Here is a 24,668-nt window from a genome sequence, read left to right as displayed (position 1 = left end):
CGTTCCACGACGTCCGGGATGGACAAAAATCGTCATCACGCTACGATCACGGAGAATTCACACTCATTCTCGAGTACCACGCGGTCCGGTTTTCTCCCGTCAGGAGCATTTCTGTCATGTCCGATAATGCGCACAGTGGAACGCCCGCGTCGGGAAGAAGACGTCCTTTACTGATCGGACTCGCCGTCGCAGTCCTGATCGTCGTCAGCTTCGGGGTCTGGCTCGGCTACTGCACGTATTCGGCACGGACGAATCTCGAGACGACTCGCGACGCCGCGACACGAGCCAAGGATGCGTTGCTGACCGGAGACGTGCCTGCCGCCCGCATTGCTGCCGCGGAAGCCGCGGACGCTGCCGACGCGGCGCGCACGAACACGTCGGCATTGCCGATGAAGGTCGCAGCAGCCGTTCCGTGGCTCGGCAGTCCTGTCGACACCGTCGTGCAGATCACCGACGTCGTGCACGGTCTCGCAGTCGACGTGCTGGAGCCTGCGACGGAAGCAGGCGCCACCATCTCGCCCGACAGCGTCGTCGAGGGCGGGGGCCGGGTGAATCTGCAGGCTCTGTCCGACGCGGAACCCGTTCTCGCGCAGACTTCTGCGGCTGCGGACGAGTTGTATCGGCGTGCGCAGTCCATCGACGACCCGGCGTTCCTGTCCGTGGTCGGCGAAGCTCGCGAACAATTGCAGAACCAGACACACGATCTCGCGAGCCTGCTCGGAAACACCTACACCGCAACCCGTCTGCTGCCGAAGATGATGGGCGCCGACGGTCCGCGTTCGTACTTCCTCGCATTCCAGACGCCTGCGGAGGCACGCGGAACCGGCGGGCTCATCGGTGGGTACGGAATTCTGCGCGCCGAGAACGGTACGGCGGAGATCGACAAGCTCGGGACGACACGGGAATTGAAGTTCGCCGAGCGTCCGATCGACCTCGGTCCCGAATACAACGCGCTGTGGGGACCGCGGAACACGACCGTCGACTTCCGAAACTCCAACGCGAGCGCCAACTTTCCGTACGCGGGGCAGATCTGGACGTCGATGTGGACGGAGCAGACCGGGGAGTCGCTCGACGGCGCCATCGCGACGGACCCGATCGCACTGAGCTATCTACTCGGTGCCACGGGCCCGGTCCGGCTGGCCGACGGCGAGGAGATCACCGCGGACAACGTCGTCGAGGTGACGCTGTCCAGTTCCTACGCCCGCTTCGGCGACGACCAACTCGCGCGCAAGATGTATCTGCAGGAGATCGCAGCGGCCGTCGTGACGAAGATGACGAGCGGTGTCGCACCCACCCGAGCGCTGATCGACGCTCTCGGCCGCGCCGGAAGCGAGGGACGCATCGCCGTGTGGAGCGCGGACGCGTCGGCGCAGGAGATTCTCGCCGGCTCCGCCATCGGACACGCGCTTCCCGACGACCCGGCGCCGTATGCCGGAGTCGTCGTCAACAATGCCGGCGGCAACAAGCTGGACTACTACCTGACACGCGACATCACGTACACGGCCGAGGCCTGCACCGGGCCGACACGGAAGTCGACGGTGACGGCCACGCTCACCAACAACGTCCAGGCCGACGGACTGACCACGTACGTCGCCAGCACGTTCCTGCAGGGCGTGCCGTACGGGACCAACGAGTCGATTGCCTACCTGTACGGCACCCAGGGCGCGAAGATCACGTCGATGTCGATCGACGGCGCACCCGCGTTCTCGGTGCAGAGCGGCACCGAACTCGGACGTCCGGTCAAAGCGGCGTACCTGTCCATCGCACCGGGCGAATCGTCGACCGTCACGTGGGAGCTCGAGGAGCCTTCGGTGCCGGGACAGGCGAGCGTCCCGGTCCAGCCGCTGGTCGACACCCCTGCCGTCACCGTCGACGTCCCCGAATGCCGGTAACCGTTCCTGAAATTTTCCAGTGATATTTCCCAACCTTCGGGTGCTGGCTCGACATCGAGACCCCTGAACTGTGAATGTGGAGGCGATACGCGTCCACGAACAGTTACGGAGATGTACCCGCATGTTGCCGAAGTCCCGACCGGTCTGGTCCGTCGCTGCTGCCCTCGCTGTGGGGACGGTCGGCCTGGTCGGCTGCAGCTCCGACAGCGGCTCCGACGAAGCAGCTGCCGACACCACGACGAGCGCCGCGGCGTCGCAGGCCGCGGGCGGCAGTGACCCGTCGAACGAAGTCTGCGCCAAGCTGCAGGACATCTCGGATTACGAGATGCAGTCGATGCAGGCCCTGGCCGGCGCCGATCCGGCGGATTGGCCTGCACTGCAGTCCGCGCTGACGGCGTACTCGTCCGGTCTGGCCGAGCACTACGACCCGGCCATCGACGTCGCCGACGAGCAGACCGCATCGGACCTGACCAAGCTGCGCGACGCCAGCGCCGCCGCCACCGCGAGCGCGGCCGACGCGCCGTCGTACGAGGTGTTCAACGAGCAGTCGACCACGTCGATCGACGTCGACACCGCTCAGGCAGCCATCGATGCGAGCACCCGCGTCGATCAGTACGCGCAGAGCACGTGTGGTTTCTCGATCAACCAGCAGTAGTGCGGCTTCGCCACCCGCATCACGGAGTGAACGGTGGGGCATCTCGCTTGAGGCCCCACCGCCACACCTGCCCGAGCCGCGCCATCCGCGCGCGTCGCGACGCCGACGACGCCCCGCCGGCAACCACACCGGCGAGCGTGACCAGAGCGAGTTCGACACGCTGGACGTAGCTCGTCAGTCTGCTGCAGTGATACGACGTGAGGCGGATCGCGGCGTCGGCGCGTGCTCGTTCGACGAGGGTGCCGTGACTCTTCTGCGACGACGCGGCGATGTGCTGAATCTCCGCTCGCCGTGCGACGAGGAGATCGATTCCCAGCGATGACGCCCGACGCGACAGGTCCGCATCCTCGCCGTACAGGAAGAATCGTGCATCGAACGGTCCGAGCTCCGCGAGCAGCTCGCGGTCGGCGAACAACGCACCGCCACAGACTTTTTCGACCACCACGACATCCGCGTCGACCTCGGCGAGCGCGGCGGCGAACCGGTCGCGCTTCCGCTTGCGCGAGATCGAGAAGTTCCACTGCATGTACGCGTCGGATTGCACCCGGCCGTCACGGTGAAGCCATCCTCCCACCAGCGATCGTGGGTGGTGGTCGGCCGCGTCGAGGAACCGGGCGAGCCCGTCGGGCGCGAGGGCCGCGTCCGGATTGAGCATCAGAACCGAATCCGCGGTCGACGCGGCGACGCCGTGGTTGACGGCGCGACCGAACCCGACGTTGCGGTCCATCCGCAACACCCGCATGGTCGACGCGTCGATCGTGTCCTCGACGGGCGTCGAACTTGCGTTGTCCACCAACAGGATCGATCCGTCGACGCCGCATGCTCGATACGACGCCTGCACCGAGTCGGTGCACGCACGGAGCAGGTCGGGGTCGGATTCGAAGCAGACCACGACGACGTCCACGGTCGTACTGCGTGTCATGAGGTCACGTCCTTCTTGTCGTATCCCAGCAGGCCGATTCCGAAGCCGCACAACAGAAGTACCGGTCGGATGTAGAGCGCGTCGTAGAAGAAGCCCGACAGCACGATCGCCAGGATCAGGACGGCTCCGGCGCGGACCCTCGTCGAATCGGACCGCAGCAGAGCATGAATCGCGATGAGTGCGAGGGCGACGATGCCGAGCACGGTGACGACGCCGAAATCCCACAGCAGACTGAGGAACAGATTGTCGACGGTCGTGAACCCCTGGATGCCGAGTCCGCTGCCGAGTGCGTCGAGCAAACTGCGTGCACCGGAACCGAACACGACGCACGCGCCGCTGCAGGTGTCCGACCATTCGTCGAACACGATCGCGGCGTAGTTCCGATTGTCGAGCGACGCGGACCCGGTGAGGCCGCCGAAATCGAAAACACGTTGGCCGGCCAGCGCCGACCAGTACAGCACCACCACAGTGACGGCAGCTGCCAGCAGCAGCGGCCCGAGCCACGCCGTCCGGTACCCGACGGCCAGCTGCCCCTGCCGACGTCGATACGCAGTCGTCGCGACCGTCAGCACGGCGACGGCTGCAGCGCACAGAACGGCCGAACGGGTGCCCGAGGTCGAGACCGACACCGCCGTGGACACCACGACGACCCATCGCACCGCGGAGCGCCTCGACGCCATCGTCGACGACAGCACCAGAGCAGCGGCACCGACACCGACCGCCACCATTCCGGCCGGTACCGCCTGGCCGATCAGCCCGCGGGACCGGAACGTGTCCCGCGAGTACGCGGTGTAGTGCGGGTCGCCGAACAGCTCGCCGAAGACGTGCTGCTGCACCAGATATTCGACGCCCATCGTCACGGCCAGCGCGACGGACAGGACGACGAGGACGACCAGCGGCTGCCGAAGCGCCACGGCCAGTCCGGCGCCGACGACGATGGGCGCGAGCAGCGTCACGTATCCGACCGGGTTGAAGTTCATCACCTGGTTGAACGTCAGAACGAGGAAGCCGAACAGCAACGCGGGCACCACGATCGTCGTCTCGGCGCGACGGATCGCCCACACCGCGGCCGCCGACCCGACGAGCAGACCGACCAGTCCGAGGTAGCGCCAGAACGACCCGACCGTGACGAAGTCGACCGGTACCGCGACGACGATCGCCGCGGCAGGCAGCAGCAGCAGCAGCAGCGCCGCGCTCCGCTTCCCGCGCCGCTCCGTCTGCACGGTTTCCGCAGGTGCAGATGTACGTACGCGAGTGCTGCGTCTCACCTGCGCCGGTATCACCGGCCTCGCCGGGAGCGTCATCGAGCGGCACCTTTCTCGAGCCGCGCCAACGCTTCCAGCGGGTCCTCCCCCGCGAGATCGGCGACGCCGTCCGCCACTCGGTCGTCGTCCCAGTCCCACCAGCGCAACGCCCGCAGACGCGCGATGACGTCGTCGTCGAATCGTTTGCGTACCAATGTTGCCGGATTGCCGGCAACGATCGAGTACGGTTCGACGCTGCGCACCACGATGCTTCCCGCCGCGACGATCGCGCCGTCGCCGATGTGAACCCCCGAGACGATGGTGGCACCGAATCCGATCCACACGTCGTTGCCAATGACGACATCGCCCTTGCTGCAGGGGTATCCATCGGTTCCGGCTCCCGGCAGACCCAACTTGTGACGGATCGGGAACGTCGTCAGCCGATCGGTCGGATGGTTGCCGCCGAGCAGAATGTTCACTCCCGCAGCGATCGAGCAGTATCGACCGATACGCAGCCGCGTCGGATCGTTGTCGTACAAGCGCACTTCGGGGATTCCGTAACTGTGCGCGCCCATCTCGACGCGTCCCGACGCGATCAGGTTCCGCAGAACGCGTCGGCGATACCGGTTCGGGTCGACGACCCTCAGCACATGATCGATCATGCGAACACCTCCCGTACGTAGCGGCCGGAGACCGCCCAGAACCACAGCGAGAACGCCACCATGGCGGCAGCCCAGACGGTGATCAGCGTCATCCCCGCGCCCGTCGCGATGCCGATGCCGTAACCGAGTACGACGACGGCCGCCAGTGGCACGAGGTAGCGCAGCTCGAAGTCCGGCCTGCCTGCGCCGGTCAGGATGTTCACCGGCGCGATGGTGGCGCAGTTCGCGCCGTGCGCCAGCGCGACGAGCAGCACGACGGTCACCGACGGCGTCAGATCGAGCGCGACGCGCTGGGCCACGAACGCCACGACGCCCGCCCCGATCATCAACGGAACCATCACGAGCAGAACGAGTTTCCGGACTCGGACGAGCAGAGCGGTGCCCTGCTCGGACGTCGTCAAGCGGGACGAGTCGGCGACAAGTCCGGCGGCAAGCGCGATCAGCACGATCTTCGGGATCATGACGAACCGCGTCACGATGTCGTAGCGGGCGAGCAGTTCCGCGTCTCCGACGAGACCGAGTGCCCACCTGTCGAGTTGGGTGATCAACAGTCCGAGCATCGCGACGACGACGCGAGTCTTCATGAACAGTACGATCGTCTGCCGCACCGATGCCGACGTATCGGCAGCCAGCGCAGCATCGTTTCGGCGCCTGCCCCCTTCGAGCGCGAATCCGAGAACCGCCTGCACGCCGCCTGCCACGACGGTTCCGATGCCGAGCGAGACGATGCCTGCCCCGGACTCCAGCGCAGCGAGAGTCGCGACCAATTGCACGGATCCGCCGAAGAACAGCACCGCGGTCCGGCGATAGAAATGGCTGCGTCCCAACGCCGCAGCGCCGTAGACGACGCCGATGCTGCGCAGCACACCGCCGAGCGAGACGAGCGCGATCAGCGTGTAGGCCGATCCACGATCGGCGGTCAGGCCGGCCGTAGTCGAATACGCGGGCCAGATTCCGATGGCCAACGCTCCCAACACGATCGGAGGCAGAGCCGACAACCCGCACAACGTCGTCGACGTGCGAAAGTCGAGGTGGCCACCGCCCGAGAGCTTGGTCGCGAGTGTCGGTGTGCCGAAGTCGAACACGATGAAGATCGTCGACAACGTCGCTGCCAGAGCCCACACGGCGTAGTCGTCGACACTCAGATAAGCGGATCCGAGGATCGGCACGAACGCCACGAAGGCACTCGCGGCTATGGCAGGCAACCCGCCCTTGAGCAACCGAACCGCAAGACTGCGCACACCCGCTTCGGTCGAGGTCACTGCCGCCGGCCCAGCACTCGTCGGCAGCGTTCGACCGACTCGGTCATCGTGGCGCGGCATTCCTCCAACAGATCGGCGTCGATCGTCGGAAACCGTTCGGCGGCACCGCCTTCCCACCGGCCGACCCACGGCATGCCGACGGCGTCGAACACCGGCCCGACCGTGTCGGACGACGACTCGACCCATCCGAACGGCACGGCACCTTCCGTTGCGCCTGCGACGAGGGCGTGGACCCGGTCGCTGACGACGAGCGCACTGCGCGCGTAGACGTCGCGCACCGTCTGTTCCTGGTCGGCGTGATTCTCGACGAACCAGGCACGGTACTGCCCGCCGAGCGCCCGCGACAGATGCTGCGACGTCAGATAGTCGGCCGAGGAGTGCACGAGCACCGCAGGCTCGAGCCCCAGTGCCGACGTCGTCGCGGTGAACCACTCCATCCAGGTATCCGACGGCCTCGGGCGATCACCGCGCAGCACCACTGCCGCGAACGGCCGATCGGTCTCCCATCGGTCGACGGGCGTGCCGAGCCGAAAAGCCCAGTCGGGCAGCGGACGGGGATGCCGCCTGCGGCAGAGAGCGGCCACGAGACGATACGGCAACAGCACCAACGGATTCGCCGACGACGCGTCGACGCCACGGCCGCGCCAGATCCCGCGCCCGCCGCGCGGGAACGCGACGATCATCAACATCGCCAGCATCCACATGTGCATCGAGTGGCGTGCGCTGACCTCGACGCGTCCGGTGTCGACGGCGATGCGCGTCGGCCCGCGCAGTGCACTGACGAATGCCCGCCCGAGCCACACCCGAAAGCTGCCCGTCCGAACGTCGTTCGCGTCCAGACCGAGACCGGCGACGTAGTCGGGCGACGACGTGCCCGTCCACACGACGAGGTGCCCGCGCTCACGCAGGTAGTCGAGATAGCCGCGCCGCGCGATGGACGACGCGATGTTCCCGGTGCGTCCCGGCGCGCATACGTACACGGTGCTCACGGCGTGGCCTCCACGTGGGGAACGAGACTGCGCAGGTTCTGCACCAACTCGTCCCGTGCGGGTACCGCGCGGCGCACCCCTTCGTCCACATCCGCGACGTAGCGCCGACGCTCCGACTCGTCGTCCAGCAGGGCACGCACCTGCTGCAGCACCCGCGCGGGCTCGAACTTGTTGACGTTGTGCACGTACCGATCGAGACCGAGATCGGCGAACGCACCGAAACCCTTGCGCTCGTACGCAAGATGAATCACGTAGTGGCCGGCCTTCAGTGCCATCAACGCGGCGTGCAAACGCACCGCGACGACGACTCTCGGCGTCTGCGGGGCCAGAAAGTCACCGCGCGGCAGGATCTTTCGCGCACCGACCGAAGCCATGGCGTCGACGTCGTCGTTGCCCGCGGTCGCGCTCTGGACGTACCCGTCGAACGTTCCCACCTGGTGTGCGAGATCCACCACCAGCGGGCCGACCTTCCCGCGTACGGCCCGCACCGTCAGGACGGGCACCGGATCCACATCGAGCCCCCTGCGCTCGATGTGGCCCGCGCCGAGAATGGCCAGATCGCTGAGCCGCCGCACACCGGCGTCGGCGAACTGCGCCAGACTGCGATCGTCCCGCACGTAGAACGCGTCGATCCTCCGCATACGGCCCGTCAACAACCTGGTCACCGCGGAGTTCGCCGGGCCGACGCTCTGGGGAAGGTACACCGTCGGTGTGGAGGTTCGGCTCGCCGCCCACAGCTGCGGACCGTGCACGAGTGCGGTTTTCAGCGTTTCGACGGCGTAGCCGGCGCGCAGGTAGCCGCCGCCCACCGCGACGACGAGGTCAGCGTCGTCGAGCTCGCGGAGCAGTCGACGATACGGCCCGGCGTAACCGGTGAGCGATGGACTCGAATCGACCACGCGTGCATCGATTCCCGCGAAGGTCTCGGGATGCGACGCGGCGATCGTGACGTCGACGCCGTCGCCGAACGCGGCACGCACCAACGCGAGCGTCTCGTCGACGAGCAGTCCGTCACCGGCGTTGTCGGCGCTGTATCCGTGCAGCACGACGACCTTCATGATGCCGCCGCCTTCTCGTACACCCGAAGATGGGCATCCACACTCACATCCCACGTGAACGACGACGCCCACAGACGTCCGCGAGCGGGCACACCGGCGCGCCACTCCGAATCCTCGGCCGCGCGGACGATCCCGTCTGCGATCGCGTCGGCGTCGATGTCACCGAGAACCCCAGCCGGACCGGCGATGTCACGCAACGCGCCCCGGTTCGACGTGAGAACCGGCGCCCCCGCGGCCATCGCCTCGAGCACCGGGAAGCCGAATCCTTCGTAGAGACTCGGGAACACGAACAGCGACGTCCGCTGCATCAGCGCACGACGGTCGTCGTCCGAGACGAATCCGAGGTGAATCACGTCGGGGCTCTTCGCGATTGCGTCCATGGACGCCTCGAAGTTCCACGCCGGCTTCCCGGCGATCACGAGCGGCAAGCCGAGCGCCCGCACGTCGGGACGGCTAATCGCCTCGACGAGTGCGACGAGGTTCTTGCGCGGTTCGATGTTGCCGACGTACAGCAGATACTCGTCGGGAATCCGCCCACGCACGTCGTCGGACAACGACATCGGTTCGGCGAACGCGTCGGCGTCGATTCCGTGCGGCACCACGTGGATGGTCGCGAGGTCGACACCGAACACCTCGGCGATGTCCTCGGCACTCGACGCCGACACCGTGACGACGGCGTCGGTACTCGCCACCGCACGTGCGACGCGTGTGCGCCAGATCTTCTCCTGGGCACCGCTTCGGACGCCGTCGATCCATCGGCTGGCGATGCCGTGCACCGTGACGACGGACGGCGTTCTCGTCCGCAGCAGAGGGCCCGTGTCGGCGACGTAGTGCAGCACTGCGTCCGTACGCCTGAGGCCCTGCACGGTTTCGGAGAGCATGGTCATCGGTGCCGAACCGTGGAACCGCATCGACTCGACGGCCGTACCCCTCGCGCGTAGGCCGTCCGCCAGTTCCCGTGCGTAGGTCGTGTTGCCTCCCACGTGCCGCTCCAGGATGCGTCCCGGCATCAGCACCCTCACCCTGCCCTCCGATACAGAGTGTCGAGTGCGAGCGACTGGACCGCGGGCGAATGAACGGCCACCGATTCCCTCGTCTCCCTCTGCGCGCGGTGCCGGTAGGCCCCGTCGGAGAAGAATCGGTCGACGGCGTCGGCAGCGGCACGAGGGCAGTTTCGCGTCAGCGGGAATCCGAGCCCTTCGAGGGCGTCGATGCCGCGCGCCAGAATCGGTGTCCCGACGGCCGCAGCTTCGAGCAGGGTGATCGGCGCACCCTCCCACTCGGCGGAATGCAGGTACAGATCGGCGGCCGCGATGTGCTTCTTGACCAGGTCGGACGGCACCCACCCGGTGATGACGACGCCTGCCTGTTCGAGCACCTCACGCATGTCGGCGTCACCGTCGCCGACCCACGTCCAGCGCACGTTGCTGTGCGACGCACGGGCTACTTCGGCGAAGAACAGCGGATCCTTCTGCGCCGAGATCCGCCCTGCCATGACGACCTCGGGCCTGCCGTCGGGACCGTGGTCGGACGGCGGCACGAGTGCGGCGTCGGGTACGACGTTGGGCAGGTAGGTGACCTCGGTGGACGGGCCTGCCATGCGCGCTGCGGACGCGGCCTCGAACGGGCTGATCGCTGCGATCGTCTGCGCTCGTCTGCTCAGCACCGTCTCGATCGCGCGGTAGGCCGACCGTGCGGCGCCGGAGCTGTCACGACGCAGAAATGCGTACGCGTGCGGGGTGTAGACGACCTTGATGTCCGGTCCGAAATCGAACAGACGCAACAATCCGGCGAAACTGGAATGCAGATGAATTGCATTCGGTTTCGTGCGGAGGATATGCGCTCGTGCCGCCCGGATGAAACCGGCCAAAGACCCGTTGTAACTGATTGATTCGGCACCGCACGGCTCTGCGATGTCGTGTTCGGACCGCGTTCGGACCAGAACCTGGTGAACGAGCGACGGAGAATTCTCGATGTAGCGAGAAATGGCGGATTGAACCCCGCCTCCGTATGCCTCCGAAATATGAAGGACGTCTGCTCGGCACACATGTGTGCCCGTAATTCGTTGTGTCACTGCAACTCCCCGACGAAGTGCGCTTTGTGTTACCTGCATGCACAGATGAGCGAGCTGCCCACACGGCGCTGATACGGCCGGACGGCTCGACCTCTGATTCGAACGACTCGACACGGCATTTCGACGCCGATTCTGTCATCCAAGGGAATGACACACTGTCGTTCGATCGTTGTCAAACCGAGATGGAATTCGAGCCGCGTCGGTATCGACAATCATCGATGAATCGATTTATTTCATCGAATGAATGCCTTTCGGCGAACGCCGCGATACCGATTCGACGAATTCTTGCACCACACGACCGGTCCGACGCGACATTCCGCGGGCCGTCACGCTCGAAACGATCCGTAAACCGTTCGAATCCCCGAAAAACGCGCACTTGGCTCGCGTCAGATCAGTTCCTGATGCCCGGACGGGCGACAGACGGTGTTCCACAGCTCCGCGGTCTGGATAGCCCAGAACGCGGCGAATTCCAGTATCAGCGCAGCTTCGGCGACGAGCACGAACAACGTCCACTCCACCGTCGCCGACAACACGAGAACGGCGATCAACGTGGCCAACATGACGATTCCGACGATCCGATACGCGAGGACGTACCGATCCGATTCGGAGAGAACGGCATTCGCCCAGATCGCGAGAATGACGAACGCGAACATCGCCACCGCAGCCAGGCTGTGGCCGTGCCGCTCGAACCAGTGCGGCGTGAACACGAACGTGTACGCCAGCACCGCCGTGACGACCCCGCCGACGATCCGCGCGAGCGTGCCGACCGGCGTCCACGACGCCCCGAACGAGCCGGACGCGAACGACACCGACGCCACGAGAACGAGGAGAGCACCGACGACGACGCTCGATACGTTGTTGCCGATCGCATGACCTGCGTTGTAGTCGAGCGGCAAACCCGGCCCACCGCACAGGCCTCGCATCCGGCCGCCGCCGTCGGGACCGAGGTTGGTCGGCCAACCAGTCGGAACGGTGGCGACGACGAACGCCCACAAGCCGGCGAAGTCGTACAGGACGTCTTCGGTATCCGAACTGCCCTTGTAGACGAGCAGCAACGTGCCGAGGGCACACAGCACAGCGATGAAGACGATGTGCACGTCGGTGAAAAAGTAGGCGCTGATGGATGATTGGAGACACCATCCGGCGGACGCGACCTGGATGAAGACCGAGACGAAGAGCATCAGCACCAGAATCACGACGCCGATCCGGAGGCTGCGATACGTACCGAGAACGGCGGCGACCGGGAAGCCGTCGCCATCCCCGTTTCCAGTCACGCAGGCTCCCATGTCGACAGGTACCGAACACTTCATTGAACATCGGACCGGCGACGTGCGGGTCGAAATGGATCGAGTTCGACGCGCCGCCCGCAGCAGCGAACCGATGGTTTTGTAATGAACTAAGGTCACAATCAGATGAACTACTCGACCATCGACGACGACACACGGCACCTCGGGTGCTCCGGAGGACTCATGCCGTATCGAACCGGACGCGTACCGCTCGCGCGTCGCCGGCTCCGGTCGTCGGCCATGATTCTGCTGGCAGGCGCGTCGCTGTACGGCATCACGGCGTGTACGGCCGGCGCACGTGACGTCGCCGAACCGACGCCGGTCGTGGAGACCACATCACCCACGACGGTCGCGTCGTCCACGCCGACCCCTGCGCCGACGACGCCGTCGACGCCTCCCCCGCTGATCCCGCCCAGCGTCGTCGCGACGGCAGAGCCAATTCCGTCCGTCGACTACGACGTTCCGGCGCTCCCGCCTTTTGCGACGACGGAGTACGTTCCTGCACCGCCCGTCGACAACGGCATCACGACGCCGTCCCCTGCACCGCCCGAACCGTCGATGCCCCCGCCGAATCCCGTCGATTCGCGCGGGTTTCCGCTCGGCACCACGTGCGGTGCGGTGTCGTGCACGTCGCCGGACGGAGTCACGTTCGTCAACCCCGATGCCGTGCCGAATTTCGGGACCCAGCCGTTCGATCAGCTGTGTGAGCAGACCATCTGCTCGCCAAGTTTCCCGCTGACCCCCGGGCTGCCGTCCACCGGAAGCGCCGGCTAGCCGTCGGCACCGCTTGAGTGGTTCATCCATACGAACAGATGGCTTGAACGGTTCATTCAAGCCATCTGTCCGCGCCCACCCTCGGCTGAATCAGTTCACGAGGCCTTCGCTCCGCAGCCAGTCGTAGGCGACGTCTGCGGGATCTTCACCGTCGATGTCGACGCGCCCGTTGAGTTCCTGCATCAGGTCGTCGTTCAGGCGCTCGGAGACGACGGCCATCAGGTCGGCGATCTCGGGATGCTGTTCGAGTACCGCACCCCGCACGACGGCCGTTCCGCTGTAGGGCAGGAAGAACTTTCGGTCGTCGTCGAGCACAGTGAGGTTCAGATTCTTCACACGCCCGTCGGTCGTGTAGACCATGCCGAAGTTGCACGGTGCGCTCTGCGCGGTCGAGGTGTAGACGACGCCTGCATCCATGCGCGTCACCTGGTCCGACGGCACCCCGTCGGGCGCGTTGAGCGGTATCCCGTACGTCTCCAGCATCGGCACGAATCCGTCTGCGCGGCTGAAGAATTCGTCGTCGACGCAGAACGTCCGGTCTCCGATCGGGAGCTGTGCGACGTCGGACAGCGACGTGACACCGAGCCTTTCGGCGGTACCGGCCGACGCGGCGAACGCATACGTGTCGTTGAAGTTGGCGGGCGGCAGCCATTCGAGGTCGTAGTCCTGCTTCTCGATGTCGTGGACGCGCTGCCACAGCTCGTCGGGGTCGGTGATCGTCTCGGTTTCGCCGTGGTAGTTAACCCAGCCCGTTCCGGTGTACTCCCAGAGGATGTCCGCGTCACCGTTCAACTGCGCCTGGCGCGACGACGCGGACCCCGGCGCTCCGGTGAGGTCGGTGACGTTCGCACCCGCCGCGGCCAGGTAGGTCGCGGTGATCTTGCCGAGAAGCACGCCCTCGGTGAAGCTCTTGGACGTCACCACCAACGATGCGCCGTCGAGCGGGGCCGCGTCGTCGGTGAGCGTCGTGCTCTCGAACGTGCCGGACGAGCTCACGAGCCCACATCCCGACGCGAGTGCCGCGATCAATGCGGCTCCGAGTGCTGCTCTGCCTCTCATGCCACTCCTCGCGGGGTTGCGACGAGCTCGACGAGTCGCCCGAGCCAGTCGATGATCAAGGCCAGCAGTGCGACCAGAACGGCGCCGGAGATCAGGAGTTTCGGAAGGAACAGCGTAACTCCGGTCGTGATGAGCGTGCCGAGGCTCGTGGCGCCGATGAACGTACTGAGCGTCGCGGTGCCGACGAGAATCACCAGTGCGGTGCGAACTCCGTTGAGGATCACCGGAACTGCGAGCGGCAGCTCGACCTGTGCGAGTGTCCGGACGCCGGAGAATCCGATGCCGCGGGCCGCTTCGATGGTTCGTTTGTCGACCTGGTCGATGCCGGTGATGGTGTTCTGGAGAATCGGCAGGATCGCGTAGACGACGAGACCGACCACGGCAGTGCGGAATCCGGTGCCGAGCCACATCGTCAGCAGCACGATCAAACCGACCGCGGGCGCGGCCTGGCCGACGTTCGCGAAGTTGACGACGAACGGCTTGAACGGCTTCGCCCTGTCCCGCGTCAGCAGGATGCCGAGCGGGATGGCGATCGCGATGACGATGACCGTGGCCGTCAGCGTCAGCTTGATGTGGTCGAAGATGGTGTTCTGCAAGTTCGTCCACCCGAGCGACGCCTCTTCCGTCGGCGTCAGCGTCGTCGTCGCGTACCAGGAGAAGTAGCCGACGCCGAGAATCACGATGAGCAACGGTTCGAACCACACGTCCATCGGTGTTCGCCGCAGCCGGTTCATGCGGAAGGGCTCTCGCCGTGCGCGGTGTAGGAGACGTGGCCGTCGCCCTCGCGAGCATCGGACAGCTGACTGCGGATGACGGCCATGACCGTGGCGATCGTGAGAGACCCGGTCACCGCACCGCGGCCGTCGGTGACGAGGACGCCGCCCTGACTGGCCGCCAACATGGTGTCGAGCGCGTCGTTCAGTGTCGACGACGGCGCCACCGTCGGGAGACGGTTGTCGACGTAATCCGAAATTCGGTCCTTCGTCGCCACCTCGTCGAGCGACGGCCACGACCGGGGGCGGCCGTCGGCGTCGACGACGACGATCCACGTGACACCTGCGGCTTTCGCACGGGCGATGACCTCGTGCGAGTCGTCGCCGACGCGTGCCGTCACGACCGGTTCGTGGTCGACGTCCTTGACCCTCGAGAGCGTGAGGTGCGCGAGCGTGGCGCCCGAGCCGATGAACTCCTCGACGAACGGAGTGGCGGGACGCGCGAGAATCTCCTCGGGCGACGCGTACTGCTCGATCTTGCCGCCTTCGGACAGGATGAGCACCTTGTCGCCCAGCTTGGTCGCTTCCTCGAAGTCGTGGGTGACGATCACGATGGTCTTGGCGACCTCGTGCTGGATCGCGATGAGGCTGTCCTGCAATCGAACTCGCGTGATCGGGTCGACGGCGCTGAACGGCTCGTCCATGAGCAGAACCGGCGGGTCCGCGGCGAGAGCACGTGCGACGCCGACGCGTTGCTGCTGGCCGCCGGACATGTCCTTCGGCAGCCGGTCACGGAAGGTGTCCGCGTCGAGCCCGACGAGGTCGAGCAAATATTCCGTGCGTTCGGCGATCCGCTTCTTGTCCCACCCGAGAACTCGCGGTATCGCGCCGATGTTCTTGGACACCGACCAGTGCGGAAACAACCCGCCGGCCTGGATGACGTAGCCGATCGACTGACGAAGCTTGTCGGGGTCTTCTCCCGTGACGTCGCGGTCGCCGATGAACAGCCGACCCTCGGTCGGTTCGATCAGACGGTTGATCATCTTCAACGTCGTCGTCTTGCCGCAACCGGACGGTCCGACGAACGCGACGATGTGACCTGCCTCGATCTCGAGGTCGATCTTCTGCACGGCGGGCTTGGCCTGGCCACGGTACTGCTTGACGACGCCGTCGAGCCGAATCGAGGCACCGGTGACGGTCCGTTCGGTGTCGGTCATGACAATCCCTTCGAGATGGTGAGGCGCCCGAGGAGGACGAGCAGCGCGTCGAACACCAGGGCGATGACGACGATGAGAACCGTTCCGGTGAAAGCCATCTCGACGGAATTGGTTCCGCCGAGCCGGGACAGACCGTTGAAGATCAGCGAGCCGAGGCCGGGGCCGAGGACGTACGCGACGATCGCGGCGACACCGACCACCATCTGCGTCGACACCCTGATTCCGGTGAGTATGACCGGCCACGCCATCGGCAGCGACACCGAGAAGAGGATGCGGACACGCGAGAGTCCGATTCCCTGGGCGGACTCGATCACCGTGTCGGGCACACCGCGGAGTCCGACGATCGCGTTGCCGATCACCGGCATGGCCGCGAAGAACGCCAGCATGATGAACGACGGCACCACGCCGAGCCCGAACGGCACGATGAGCAGCGCCAGGAGGGCAAGGGACGGGATCGTCAACGCGACGCGGCTGCTGGTCAGGGTCAGCGAGGAGAACAACGGAAGCCGATGCACCGCAACGGCTGTCGCGATGGCGACGAGGGTACCGACGAGCACCGTCTGGAAAGCGAGCGATGCATGTTGGTACGTCAGAAACGCGAGAAACTCGCCTCGCCCCTGAAGGTAATTCCAGAGGTTCACGAAACTCCTTCGGGCAGCGGGCTTTCAAGAGGACACAGTGAAACCGTCGACACCCCCGTGTGTCGTCGGCGACGATACCGGCCGTTTCGCATTCACGCCCGATTTCAGGGAAATGGTCGACTGGTCGAACTCCACGCCCAGCCGAGCCGTGTGCTCGCGTACCAGCGGAAACGGGCGAGGCCGCGACGGCGCGCCCTCCCAGCGCCGAATTCGAATCAGCTTGAGCAGAACTCTGGCGGCTCCGCCGCACGTGCACGGGAATACGTAGCCCACTATGTATTTCCGTGCACATGCGGCGCAGCCGCCTGTTTGGATCAAATCCAGAAAACCCTCGCGCGATCCGCCGATCCCTCCTAGTGTTGGGGGCATGGCTTCGGCATCCGACACTGCGGCCCGGCTCCGCGCCGCGGGACTTCGCGTCACGCAGCCGCGCATCGCCGTCATGGATGCCGTCCGCGCCAACCCGCACGCCGACACCGAGACCATCGCGAGCGTCGTGCCGAACACCTCGCGTCAAGCCGTCTACGACGTGCTCGACGCGTTGTCGACGGCCGGTCTGCTGCGTCGGATCCAGCCTGCAGGACACCGTGCACGGTACGAGTCGCGCATCGGCGACAATCATCACCACATCGTGTGTCGCACTTGCGGTCTCATCGCCGACGCGGAGTGCGCGACGGGCGAGACCCCGTGTCTGACGGCGTCGGACGACCACGGTTTCGCGCTCGACGAAGCCGAGGTCATCTTCTGGGGAACGTGCCCGAAGTGCGCCGCACCCACCGAAACTCGATCACACCCGTGATCGTTCCAGATCGACCAGCCCACCGTCGAAAGGAATGCAGTGACCTCCGATAGCCGCCCGCCGAACCCGGACACGGGAACGCAGAGCACCAGTGAAAGCGAAAATCCGGTCATCGAGTCGCCCAAGCCGAAGGGCGACAGGCCGCTGACCAACAAGGACTGGTGGCCGGAGCAGATCGACCTGTCGATCCTTCATGCACACACCTCCAAGTCCACCCCTCTCGGCGAATCCTTCGACTACAAGGCCGAATTCGCGAAGCTCGACGTCGACGAGCTGAAGGCCGACGTCACCGCGGTACTCACCGACTCCAAGGACTGGTGGCCCGCGGACTACGGCAACTACGGCGGCCTGTTCATCCGCATGAGCTGGCACGCCGCAGGCACCTACCGCATCTACGACGGCCGTGGCGGCGGGGGGCAGGGCGCACAGCGCTTCGCACCGCTGAACAGCTGGCCGGACAATGCGAACCTCGACAAGGCGCGCCGCCTCCTGTGGCCGGTCAAGCAGAAGCACGGCAACAAGATCTCGTGGGCCGACCTGCTGGTCTTCGCCGGCAACGTCGCTCTGGATGCCATGGGATTCCAGACGTTCGGTTTCGCCTTCGGCCGCGAGGACATCTGGGAGCCGGAGGAAGTCTTCTACGGACCCGAGGACACGTGGCTCGGCACCGACAAGCGGTACTCGGGTGAGCGTGAACTCGCCAAGCCCCTCGGTGCGACGACGATGGGCCTGATCTACGTCAATCCCGAAGGGCCGGAGGGCGAACCGGATCCGGTCGCCGCGGCGCACGACATTCGTGAGACGTTCGGCCGTATGGCGATGAACGACGAGGAAACCGCCGCGCTCATCGTCGGTGGTCACAGCTTCGGCAAGACGCACGGTGCGCGTCCTGCGGACAAGATCGGCCCCGAGCCCGAGGGTGCGCCCGTCGAGCAGCAGGGCCTCGGCTGGAAGAACGGCTACGGTACCGGCAAGGGCGAGGATCAGGTCACCAGTGGCCTCGAGGTCGTCTGGACCAAGACGCCGACGCAGTGGGGCAACGGCTTCCTCGAGAATCTCTACGGCTACGAGTGGGAGCTGCAGAAGAGCCCCGCGGGCGCGTGGCAGTTCGTCGCCAAGGACGGCGCGGGCGCAGGCGAGATCCCCGATCCGTTCGGCGGACCGGGACGCGCACCGACGATGCTCGTCACCGACGTCGCATTGCGCGAGGATCCGATCTACGCCGAGATCACCCGGCGCTGGCTCGATCACCCCGAAGAGCTGTCCGAGGCGTTCGCAAAGGCCTGGTACAAGCTGCTGCACCGCGACATGGGACCGATCGAGCGTTACCTGGGCCCGTGGGTTCCCGAACCGCAGCTGTGGCAGGACCCGGTTCCGGCTCGGCCGTCGACGCTGATCGACGACGCCGATATCGCGTCGCTCAAGGCGAAGATTCTCGAAACCGGCCTGTCCGTACAACAGCTCGTCGGCGTCGCGTGGTCTTCGGCCGCGAGCTTCCGCAAGACGGACTTCCGCGGCGGCGCCAACGGTGCACGCATCCGTCTCGAGCCGCAGAAGAACTGGGAGGCCAACGAACCCGCGGTCCTGGCCGAAGTTCTGAGCGCACTCGAGCAGGTGCAGAAGAATTTCAACGGCAGCGGCGACGGCAGTACGCAGGTGTCACTTGCCGACATCATCGTCCTGGCGGGTGCTGCGGCCATCGAGAAGGCTGCACGCGACGCGGGCCACGAGGTGACCGTTCCGTTCACCCCGGGGCGCACCGACGCGTCGCAGGAGAACACCGACGTCGATTCCTTCGCGGTGTTGGAGCCTCGCGCCGACGGCTTCCGCAACTTCTTCAAGGAAGGCGAGGAGACGCCTGCTCAGGTGCTGTTCCTCGATCGCGCGTACATGCTCGATCTGACCGCGCCTCAGGCGGCCGTGCTCGTCGGCGGTCTGCGTGCCCTGGGCGCGAACCATGGAGGCACGAAGCACGGTGTGTTCACCGACCGTCCGGGCGTGCTGACGAACGACTTCTTCGTCAACCTGCTCGACTCGGACACCGAGTGGACCAAGACCGGCGACGACGAGTACGTCGGCAAGACTCGGGCGACGGGTGAGCAGCGCTGGACGGCCACCGGGCTCGACCTGATCTTCGGTTCGCACTCGCAGCTGCGTGCGATCTCGGAGGTGTACGCGCAGGCCGACAACGGTCGTAAGTTCGTCGACGACTTCGTCGCGGCATGGGTCGAGGTAGCGAACAACGATCGGTTCGATCTGAAGTAGCCGAGTCTCGACCAGGATTGACCCAGAAGCCCCCGGGGTATGACGCAGCGGATCATGTCCGCGTCGACCCGGGGGCTTTTGTTTTGACGACCAGCGCCACGCCACCTCTCGCGACTCAGCAGGAGTCGACCGCTCCTGCGGTCGTAGAGCAGCCGATTCTGCTGGACCTCGCGTCCGTGCGGCTGCTTCTCGACGCGCTCGGAGCGATCGCGTTGTTCGTCACGGCGACGGTGGCGCTGTCCATCCACGAAGCGGTCGCCGTGACTGCTGCCGTCGGAATTCTCGTGCTCGGCGCCCGCGGATTCAGGCGGCTCGCCCGACGGTCGTTACCTTCCCGTGATGTTTGTGATCAATCCGTGACCTTCTGACAACCCTTCCCGCAACCTGAGGCTGAGAAGGTATTCACAGACGTAGAAGCACTGAAGAAGCCGGTGCGCCCCGATATTCCATTTGTGAAGACTAAGGGGAATGCAACATGACCGTTACAGAACCCGTGGCCGACTTCATTGCGCACATCGCAGACCAGGAACCGCCGGCTCACACAACTCGCTACTCGCTCGACTCGGAGTCCTACTCCGCCGACTACGTGGTCCTCCGCGCCTCCGGTGAGCTCGACATGTCCGCTCGTGTCGAGTTCGTCGAGACCCTCGATCGGATGGCAAACGAGCACGCGCACGTTCGCGTCGATCTGTCCGAGGTGTCGTTCATGTACTCCGGCGTAGCCAACGCGATCATCGACAACGCCCGCATCAACGATGGCACGGTGAGCGTGTTCGCGCCGACTCGCCCGGTGCGCATGATCCTCGACGTCCTCGGCGGCGGAGACTTGGTAGTCGACGAATAGGAAAGACCAGTAGGATCGAGTCCGCGTCGAGCAGCCGGCGCTGACAATCGCCGCATACGCGCCGACGACCTGCTTGCAGATTCATGCCGGATGAGCCTCCAATCGGTCGTCCGTCGCCCGCGTGCGACGACACTCCGACGCTGGAGGCTCATTCTGCATGACTTCTGCTTCTGAACACGCTGCTGTGCACACCAGTCCCGAATCGCCCACGTTGCTCGGGCTGGAGGTATCCATGCAGTTCGCGCCGGTGCGGCGGCTCGACGATGCCGCGTTGGCTGCTGTCGAACTGCAGCTCAGCGGTCCGCGTGGGTCTGCTCTCGAATCTGCCGATGCCCTGCGCCGGGCAGCGCAGATGATGGACCAAAGGGCCGAGTACGACGACCGCAAGTTCGAGTTCTCCCGCAGCGAGGTCGCGGCGTCGATCGCCGGGACTCTCCCCCTACTCGTGACGGTCGACTCTCAGTCTCGGGTCGCGCTGGAGGCTCCCGCGTCGGACAGCCCCGAACGACTGATCGTGACCGTGAACGTCGCGGACATCATGAACAACCCCCACGAAGCCCTCGGGCGGGTGCAGACCGCCCGGTCGCACGGTCGTCTGATCGCTCTCGACGGCGTAGGCGCCGAACTGCACGCCGCGACGCTGCTGTCGCTCATCGAGCCGGACATCGTCATCACGGCGCGAGAATTCATCACACGGACCATCGACTTCGAGATCGGATCCCTGGCGCACGCGTTGGCCGCCTACGTCGAGCGTACGAACGCGGTCGTCATCGCCGAGGGCATCGACAGCGAGGCCGCCCGTCTGTCGGCACAGACCATCGGGGCGACCTACGGCCTCGGCGCTCTCTATCCGCCACTCGCGAATCCGGACACGTTGCTGCGAGAGAACGTCGTCCCCATTCCGAACTCTCCGGTGTGGAGCACCCCTGCATCAGATGTGGACACGCCGTACGGCATCGTCAGCACGCACGCGGAGTCACGCCGCGGAACCAAGCGCCTCCTCGTGCAGATGAGCAAAACTCTCGAGTCCCAGGCCGTCGCGATGGGGTCGTCGATGCTGGTCCTCGGAACCTTCCAGCGGGCCAAGCACTTCACGCCGACGACCGCGGTGCGGTGGCGTCACATGTCCGAGTCCATCGGTTTCGCCGGCGTCTACGGTGTCGGACTGTCGCACATGCTCGACGGACGCATCCAACACGCCCCCCTCGACGAGGACGACGACCTCGTCAACGAGTGGACCGTCGTCGTCCTTGGACCACATCACTCTGCTCTGCTGTCCGCCCGGGACCGTCACGACAACGGACCCGACCTCGAGCGCACGTTCGACTTCGTGCAAACGTACGACCGTACGTCGGTCGTGCAGGCTGCACACTCGATCATGCGGCGATTCGTCACGGCCTAGGACGGTTGCACAGCGGCGCCCTCCGTTCCTTAGCCACCCGAAATTACCGACGAGTTCTCCGACATCCGTCGGGCATCGGCCGTCATATCTGGTCAACGTGGTTGAGGAGTAGCCCGTAGTCGAACGAACCGGACTGCGGTGTGCTGCGAATTTCCGTTCTGCATGCCGCCGTCCGACTAGGCACGGAGGGTATCGATGACGCTACTCGACTCGGTGCATACTGCACCTGCGTCCATACGAATGTCGTTCTGCACACCGATCGTCTTGGACGCGAACGTGTTTGCGATGTCGGTGGACGAGCCGGCGGGCGGGCCCGTCGTCGTCCGCGTGTGCGGCGGGTTCGATCCGGCGTCGACGCGCGAGTTCGAACACTGCGTCGACGACGCACTCACCTCCGGCCGCTCGATCGTGATCGATCTGATGGACGTCGAACACGTCACGCCGCGAGCTGCATCCGCTCTGGCCAAGGCGTCGGTTCGGTTGAGCCACAGTCGATCCTGCGTCACCGTCGCCTGTCGGGCCTCGGTGCGGCACACCATCGTCAGCCTCGTGGGCACCATCGACTGTCACGACACGTTGGCACAGGCCATCACGGCGGCACTGCCGTCGCTAACCGAGCCCGCCGGTCATCGCCCGCTGCCCACGACCACCGTGCCGACGAAGAACGACGCCGTCGACGCATTGCACGGAACCTACTTCTGAGCCTTTCCGCTGGCGATGCCCAGATATGGGTGTAACTCGGTCCTGAGCGGGTAATCCATGCGCCTCTGGGCGCAGCGACTGCTCGGCAAAATACCGCTGCCGACGCATTGGAGGAACAATGTTCGGAATGTCCAGCACGCGGCAAGAAGATACCGGACCATCGGAATTCCACGGTGCCTACAACCGCGAGCATCGTGGCGAAACACCAGTTCAGACCCTCGATCGTAACTGGATATCGCTGTTGCAAGAACTGCGCGTCGTACAGACCGGTGTGCAGTTGTTGACCGGTTTTCTGTTGATCCTTCCGTTCCAGGAAAGATTTCATCGACTTCCCGATTACGGCAAAACGGTGTTCATGTTGACGGTGGTGTCGGCCGTCGCGGCGACCATTTTGTTGGTCGCGCCGGTGGCGATGCATCGATTGCTGTTTCGCCGACGCGCCGTCGCACAATTGGTCGCCGCAGCACACCGATCCGCGGTCGCCGGTCTCGTTTTCCTCGGACTCGCGATGACCGGCGTCGTCGTGCTCGTCTCCGAAGTCGTCATGGGAGGCGCGGCTGCGGCCGTCGGCGGGGGCGTCGCAGTCGTGGCCTTCGTGTCGATGTGGGTGGTCGTCCCGCTACGCATGCGCCCACGCGCGGGGACGCAGAATACCGACGAGTCGTACGCGGACGCGTCGAAAATCAAGTCCTAGTCAGCTTTTCGCGGAATACAGCTGTGCGAGTTCTTCGAGAACCGCTTCCGCCCGATCCGCCCCGTCCTGATGCCCCGCCCGGCGGAGAACATCGCGATGCGCTGCAAGTTGCGCGCACAGCGCCGGAATCGCCTCGGCGGGAATGGCGTTGACCGGACGTTCCGTGCGGAAGACCTCTTCGACGGCCTCGATCAGATTTCTGTCAGGCATGACGCGGCGGCTTTCTGCGGGTGCGGTGAGTCGCGTTCGCTGAAAAGACGCCTCGAGCAGGGAATTCGGCGAACGGAGTGAGTCGATGTCGACTCCGACCGGCACGTGCTCGACCAGGTTTTGTGGACCTTACCACGCGTCCGACACCTCGCGAGCGACGCGTCACTGCTTTTCGGGCGCCCTTTCGAAATCACGGGTAGTGTTGGTAGCACCGCCGCGTCTCGAGAGCAACGGCGGCCGACCACGTCACCTCGAGCCCGCGGGCAGACGTCGAAGTGTGTCGCGCTCGCGCACTGCGACACGATCCAATCCCGATCCGGCGCTTGATCGCCCGGTCGACCGGAGGTGCCTCATGGCGTCCGAATTTTTGCCCAACGTGATCTGGACCGAATCACGGAAGCGTCAATGCTGGTGGGACAAAGTTGTTTTCGGAGAGCACCCCTCCACGTCGAAGAGCGTGACACCCCCGCCTACCCCGACCCACCGAGCTGAGTCCACGCGGAGAATGCGTTCTGCTTAGCGGACCGAAACCTACGCGCCGGAGCAGGGTTAGAAACAATCGGACAGGGGCAACCTCGGGTACCGACTACGGAGGTACCTGTGACCGCAGCCCGAGAACGTACTTATCCCACCATCAGCGTCGACGACGGCGTCTACGCACCTCAGGAGGATTCTTACCTCCTGTGTTCGGAAATTACATCGCTCGGGATTCTTCCCGGTGCCCGCGTCCTCGATCTGTGTACCGGTAGCGGTATCGCCGCCATCGAGGCCGCGCGCAGTGGAGCACGCGAGGTGTTCGCATACGACATCTCCGAGCAGGCGGTGTCGTGCGCGTCGGCCAACGCCGTCGCCAACGGCACGAACGTGAACGTTTGCCTCGGAACACTCACCGACGCGCAGCGCCACGGTCCGTTCGACGTCGTCGTGTCCAATCCCCCCTACGTTCCCTCCCCGAACGAGCCGGAAGGCATGGGTCTGCACCGGGCCTGGGACGCCGGCGATCGCGGCAGAACCGTCCTGGACCTGCTGTGCTCCAGCCTGTCCGATCTGCTCGTACCGGGCGGTGTGGCCGTGTTCGTCCAGTCCGAGTTCGCCGACGTCGACGAATCCGTGCGGCAGCTCCGTCTATCCGGTCTCGACGCCTCGGTGGTGAGACGACAGACCATCGAATTCGGGCCGGTCATGCACGAACGTGCGGCATGGTTGGAAGCCACACGTCAGCTCGACGTCGGTCGCCGGCACGAGGAACTGGCCGTCATCTTCAGCCGCAGGCCGTGATGCGAACCATCGCTGACTGACCCGAA

25 protein-coding genes are annotated in these 24,668 nt (G+C 65.5%); 11 read left to right on the top strand and 14 right to left on the bottom strand.

All coding sequences use genetic code 11. From position 1 onward, the window contains the following. Window positions 1-116 precede the first annotated feature (116 nt). A complete protein-coding gene (locus HQ354_RS11945) occupies window positions 117-1,892 on the top strand; it encodes a DUF4012 domain-containing protein (protein WP_222634718.1) in 1,776 nt (591 codons plus the stop codon). A gap of 121 nt (window positions 1,893-2,013) precedes the next feature. Beyond that, complete coding sequence (locus HQ354_RS11940) at window positions 2,014-2,547, top strand: hypothetical protein (protein WP_068425577.1); 534 nt, start codon at window positions 2,014-2,016, stop codon at window positions 2,545-2,547. Window positions 2,548-2,566: 19 nt separating this feature from the next. On the opposite strand, the gene HQ354_RS11935 is transcribed toward HQ354_RS11940, so the two are convergent. The 9 genes from HQ354_RS11935 to HQ354_RS11895 form a co-directional block, all read right to left on the bottom strand. Further along, on the bottom strand, window positions 2,567-3,469 hold the full coding sequence (locus HQ354_RS11935) for a glycosyltransferase (protein ID WP_222634717.1): 903 nt from the start codon (window positions 3,467-3,469) through the stop codon (window positions 2,567-2,569). Then, the gene (locus HQ354_RS11930) at window positions 3,466-4,773 is read right to left on the bottom strand and encodes a hypothetical protein (RefSeq protein WP_222634716.1); all 1,308 of its coding nucleotides are present in this window, start codon (window positions 4,771-4,773) and stop codon (window positions 3,466-3,468) included. The genes HQ354_RS11935 and HQ354_RS11930 overlap by 4 nt, the downstream gene beginning before the upstream one ends. After that, window positions 4,770-5,375, bottom strand: a complete 606-nt coding sequence (locus tag HQ354_RS11925) for a CatB-related O-acetyltransferase (RefSeq protein ID WP_068425587.1) — start codon at window positions 5,373-5,375, stop codon at window positions 4,770-4,772. The genes HQ354_RS11930 and HQ354_RS11925 overlap by 4 nt, the downstream gene beginning before the upstream one ends. Next, window positions 5,372-6,637 carry a hypothetical protein gene (locus tag HQ354_RS11920; protein WP_222634715.1) on the bottom strand — a complete coding sequence of 422 codons (1,266 nt, stop codon included), beginning with the start codon at window positions 6,635-6,637 and terminating at the stop codon, window positions 5,372-5,374. Before HQ354_RS11920 ends, HQ354_RS11925 begins: the two co-directional genes overlap by 4 nt. After that, window positions 6,634-7,626, bottom strand: a complete 993-nt coding sequence (locus tag HQ354_RS11915; protein WP_222634714.1) for a hypothetical protein — start codon at window positions 7,624-7,626, stop codon at window positions 6,634-6,636. Before HQ354_RS11915 ends, HQ354_RS11920 begins: the two co-directional genes overlap by 4 nt. Further along, on the bottom strand, window positions 7,623-8,684 hold the full coding sequence (locus HQ354_RS11910; protein WP_222634713.1) for a polysaccharide pyruvyl transferase family protein: 1,062 nt from the start codon (window positions 8,682-8,684) through the stop codon (window positions 7,623-7,625). Before HQ354_RS11910 ends, HQ354_RS11915 begins: the two co-directional genes overlap by 4 nt. Then, window positions 8,681-9,694 (bottom strand): glycosyltransferase family 1 protein, encoded by a 1,014-nt coding sequence (locus HQ354_RS11905; RefSeq protein WP_222634712.1) that lies wholly within the window; start codon window positions 9,692-9,694, stop codon window positions 8,681-8,683. The genes HQ354_RS11910 and HQ354_RS11905 overlap by 4 nt, the downstream gene beginning before the upstream one ends. 8 nt (window positions 9,695-9,702) lie before the next feature. Then, window positions 9,703-10,797 (bottom strand): glycosyltransferase, encoded by a 1,095-nt coding sequence (locus HQ354_RS11900; protein WP_206030506.1) that lies wholly within the window; start codon window positions 10,795-10,797, stop codon window positions 9,703-9,705. A gap of 347 nt (window positions 10,798-11,144) precedes the next feature. Beyond that, on the bottom strand, window positions 11,145-12,032 hold the full coding sequence (locus HQ354_RS11895; protein ID WP_222634711.1) for a hypothetical protein: 888 nt from the start codon (window positions 12,030-12,032) through the stop codon (window positions 11,145-11,147). A 138-nt stretch (window positions 12,033-12,170) separates the two neighbouring features. Between HQ354_RS11895 and HQ354_RS11890 the strand changes: the two genes are divergently transcribed. After that, window positions 12,171-12,818, top strand: coding sequence for a hypothetical protein (locus HQ354_RS11890; RefSeq protein ID WP_222634710.1), 648 nt, complete (start codon window positions 12,171-12,173; stop codon window positions 12,816-12,818). Between the two features lie 90 nt (window positions 12,819-12,908). On the opposite strand, the gene HQ354_RS11885 is transcribed toward HQ354_RS11890, so the two are convergent. The 4 genes from HQ354_RS11885 to HQ354_RS11870 are packed head-to-tail and all read right to left on the bottom strand — an operon-like array spanning window position 12,909 to window position 16,448. After that, on the bottom strand, window positions 12,909-13,877 hold the full coding sequence (locus tag HQ354_RS11885; RefSeq protein ID WP_068425605.1) for a glycine betaine ABC transporter substrate-binding protein: 969 nt from the start codon (window positions 13,875-13,877) through the stop codon (window positions 12,909-12,911). Then, on the bottom strand, window positions 13,874-14,611 hold the full coding sequence (locus HQ354_RS11880; RefSeq protein ID WP_174551410.1) for an ABC transporter permease: 738 nt from the start codon (window positions 14,609-14,611) through the stop codon (window positions 13,874-13,876). The genes HQ354_RS11885 and HQ354_RS11880 overlap by 4 nt, the downstream gene beginning before the upstream one ends. After that, window positions 14,608-15,807, bottom strand: a complete 1,200-nt coding sequence (locus HQ354_RS11875) for an ABC transporter ATP-binding protein (protein ID WP_222634709.1) — start codon at window positions 15,805-15,807, stop codon at window positions 14,608-14,610. The genes HQ354_RS11880 and HQ354_RS11875 overlap by 4 nt, the downstream gene beginning before the upstream one ends. Then, the gene (locus HQ354_RS11870) at window positions 15,804-16,448 is read right to left on the bottom strand and encodes an ABC transporter permease (protein ID WP_068425612.1); all 645 of its coding nucleotides are present in this window, start codon (window positions 16,446-16,448) and stop codon (window positions 15,804-15,806) included. Before HQ354_RS11870 ends, HQ354_RS11875 begins: the two co-directional genes overlap by 4 nt. A gap of 367 nt (window positions 16,449-16,815) precedes the next feature. Here HQ354_RS11870 and HQ354_RS11865 point away from each other — a divergent pair, with 367 nt between their 5' ends. From HQ354_RS11865 to HQ354_RS11835, 7 genes are all read left to right on the top strand, one after another. Beyond that, on the top strand, window positions 16,816-17,247 hold the full coding sequence (locus tag HQ354_RS11865) for a Fur family transcriptional regulator (protein ID WP_068425618.1): 432 nt from the start codon (window positions 16,816-16,818) through the stop codon (window positions 17,245-17,247). A gap of 39 nt (window positions 17,248-17,286) precedes the next feature. Further along, window positions 17,287-19,512: a catalase/peroxidase HPI gene (gene katG / locus HQ354_RS11860; RefSeq protein WP_068425622.1), complete on the top strand. Its 2,226-nt coding sequence runs from the start codon at window positions 17,287-17,289 to the stop codon at window positions 19,510-19,512. Window positions 19,513-19,595: 83 nt separating this feature from the next. After that, window positions 19,596-19,880 (top strand): hypothetical protein, encoded by a 285-nt coding sequence (locus tag HQ354_RS11855; RefSeq protein ID WP_222634708.1) that lies wholly within the window; start codon window positions 19,596-19,598, stop codon window positions 19,878-19,880. A 107-nt stretch (window positions 19,881-19,987) separates the two neighbouring features. Beyond that, on the top strand, window positions 19,988-20,356 hold the full coding sequence (locus HQ354_RS11850) for an STAS domain-containing protein (RefSeq protein ID WP_222634707.1): 369 nt from the start codon (window positions 19,988-19,990) through the stop codon (window positions 20,354-20,356). Window positions 20,357-20,513: 157 nt separating this feature from the next. After that, on the top strand, window positions 20,514-21,758 hold the full coding sequence (locus HQ354_RS11845; protein ID WP_308115189.1) for an EAL domain-containing protein: 1,245 nt from the start codon (window positions 20,514-20,516) through the stop codon (window positions 21,756-21,758). 285 nt (window positions 21,759-22,043) lie between these two features. Continuing rightward, entirely contained in the window at window positions 22,044-22,460 is a 417-nt protein-coding gene (locus HQ354_RS11840) for an STAS domain-containing protein (protein ID WP_222636256.1), read from the top strand. A gap of 127 nt (window positions 22,461-22,587) precedes the next feature. Further along, window positions 22,588-23,154 (top strand): DUF6328 family protein, encoded by a 567-nt coding sequence (locus HQ354_RS11835; RefSeq protein WP_222634705.1) that lies wholly within the window; start codon window positions 22,588-22,590, stop codon window positions 23,152-23,154. On the opposite strand, the gene HQ354_RS11830 is transcribed toward HQ354_RS11835, so the two are convergent. Beyond that, window positions 23,155-23,364 carry a hypothetical protein gene (locus HQ354_RS11830; protein ID WP_157105291.1) on the bottom strand — a complete coding sequence of 70 codons (210 nt, stop codon included), beginning with the start codon at window positions 23,362-23,364 and terminating at the stop codon, window positions 23,155-23,157. It lies immediately after the preceding gene. Window positions 23,365-23,964: 600 nt separating this feature from the next. Between HQ354_RS11830 and HQ354_RS11825 the strand changes: the two genes are divergently transcribed. Next, a complete protein-coding gene (locus HQ354_RS11825; protein WP_068425640.1) occupies window positions 23,965-24,642 on the top strand; it encodes a HemK2/MTQ2 family protein methyltransferase in 678 nt (225 codons plus the stop codon). Window positions 24,643-24,668 lie beyond the last annotated feature (26 nt).

The organism is Rhodococcus sp. BP-261, assembly GCF_019835205.1.
Lineage (GTDB): Bacteria > Actinomycetota > Actinomycetes > Mycobacteriales > Mycobacteriaceae > Rhodococcoides > Rhodococcoides kyotonensis_B.
The sequence above is the reverse complement of the archived record's forward strand: the minus strand, read 5'-3'. Positions and strand labels throughout refer to the sequence as shown.

What these genes read in the sequence shown, in the direction of transcription:
- HQ354_RS11945 (WP_222634718.1), top strand. Translation starts at nt 117, where the DNA reads ATGTCCGATAATGCGCACAGTGGAACGCCCGCGTCGGGAAGAAGACGT.
- HQ354_RS11940 (WP_068425577.1), top strand. Translation starts at nt 2,014, where the DNA reads ATGTTGCCGAAGTCCCGACCGGTCTGGTCCGTCGCTGCTGCCCTCGCT.
- HQ354_RS11935 (WP_222634717.1), bottom strand. Translation starts at nt 3,469, where the DNA reads ATGACACGCAGTACGACCGTGGACGTCGTCGTGGTCTGCTTCGAATCC.
- HQ354_RS11930 (WP_222634716.1), bottom strand. Translation starts at nt 4,773, where the DNA reads ATGACGCTCCCGGCGAGGCCGGTGATACCGGCGCAGGTGAGACGCAGC.
- HQ354_RS11925 (WP_068425587.1), bottom strand. Translation starts at nt 5,375, where the DNA reads ATGATCGATCATGTGCTGAGGGTCGTCGACCCGAACCGGTATCGCCGA.
- HQ354_RS11910 (WP_222634713.1), bottom strand. Translation starts at nt 8,684, where the DNA reads ATGAAGGTCGTCGTGCTGCACGGATACAGCGCCGACAACGCCGGTGAC.
- HQ354_RS11905 (WP_222634712.1), bottom strand. Translation starts at nt 9,694, where the DNA reads ATGCCGGGACGCATCCTGGAGCGGCACGTGGGAGGCAACACGACCTAC.
- HQ354_RS11900 (WP_206030506.1), bottom strand. Translation starts at nt 10,797, where the DNA reads ATGCAGGTAACACAAAGCGCACTTCGTCGGGGAGTTGCAGTGACACAA.
- HQ354_RS11890 (WP_222634710.1), top strand. Translation starts at nt 12,171, where the DNA reads ATGAACTACTCGACCATCGACGACGACACACGGCACCTCGGGTGCTCC.
- HQ354_RS11885 (WP_068425605.1), bottom strand. Translation starts at nt 13,877, where the DNA reads ATGAGAGGCAGAGCAGCACTCGGAGCCGCATTGATCGCGGCACTCGCG.
- HQ354_RS11880 (WP_174551410.1), bottom strand. Translation starts at nt 14,611, where the DNA reads ATGAACCGGCTGCGGCGAACACCGATGGACGTGTGGTTCGAACCGTTG.
- HQ354_RS11875 (WP_222634709.1), bottom strand. Translation starts at nt 15,807, where the DNA reads ATGACCGACACCGAACGGACCGTCACCGGTGCCTCGATTCGGCTCGAC.
- HQ354_RS11865 (WP_068425618.1), top strand. Translation starts at nt 16,816, where the DNA reads ATGGCTTCGGCATCCGACACTGCGGCCCGGCTCCGCGCCGCGGGACTT.
- HQ354_RS11850 (WP_222634707.1), top strand. Translation starts at nt 19,988, where the DNA reads ATGACCGTTACAGAACCCGTGGCCGACTTCATTGCGCACATCGCAGAC.
- HQ354_RS11845 (WP_308115189.1), top strand. Translation starts at nt 20,514, where the DNA reads ATGACTTCTGCTTCTGAACACGCTGCTGTGCACACCAGTCCCGAATCG.
- HQ354_RS11840 (WP_222636256.1), top strand. Translation starts at nt 22,044, where the DNA reads ATGTCGGTGGACGAGCCGGCGGGCGGGCCCGTCGTCGTCCGCGTGTGC.
- HQ354_RS11835 (WP_222634705.1), top strand. Translation starts at nt 22,588, where the DNA reads ATGTCCAGCACGCGGCAAGAAGATACCGGACCATCGGAATTCCACGGT.
- HQ354_RS11830 (WP_157105291.1), bottom strand. Translation starts at nt 23,364, where the DNA reads ATGCCTGACAGAAATCTGATCGAGGCCGTCGAAGAGGTCTTCCGCACG.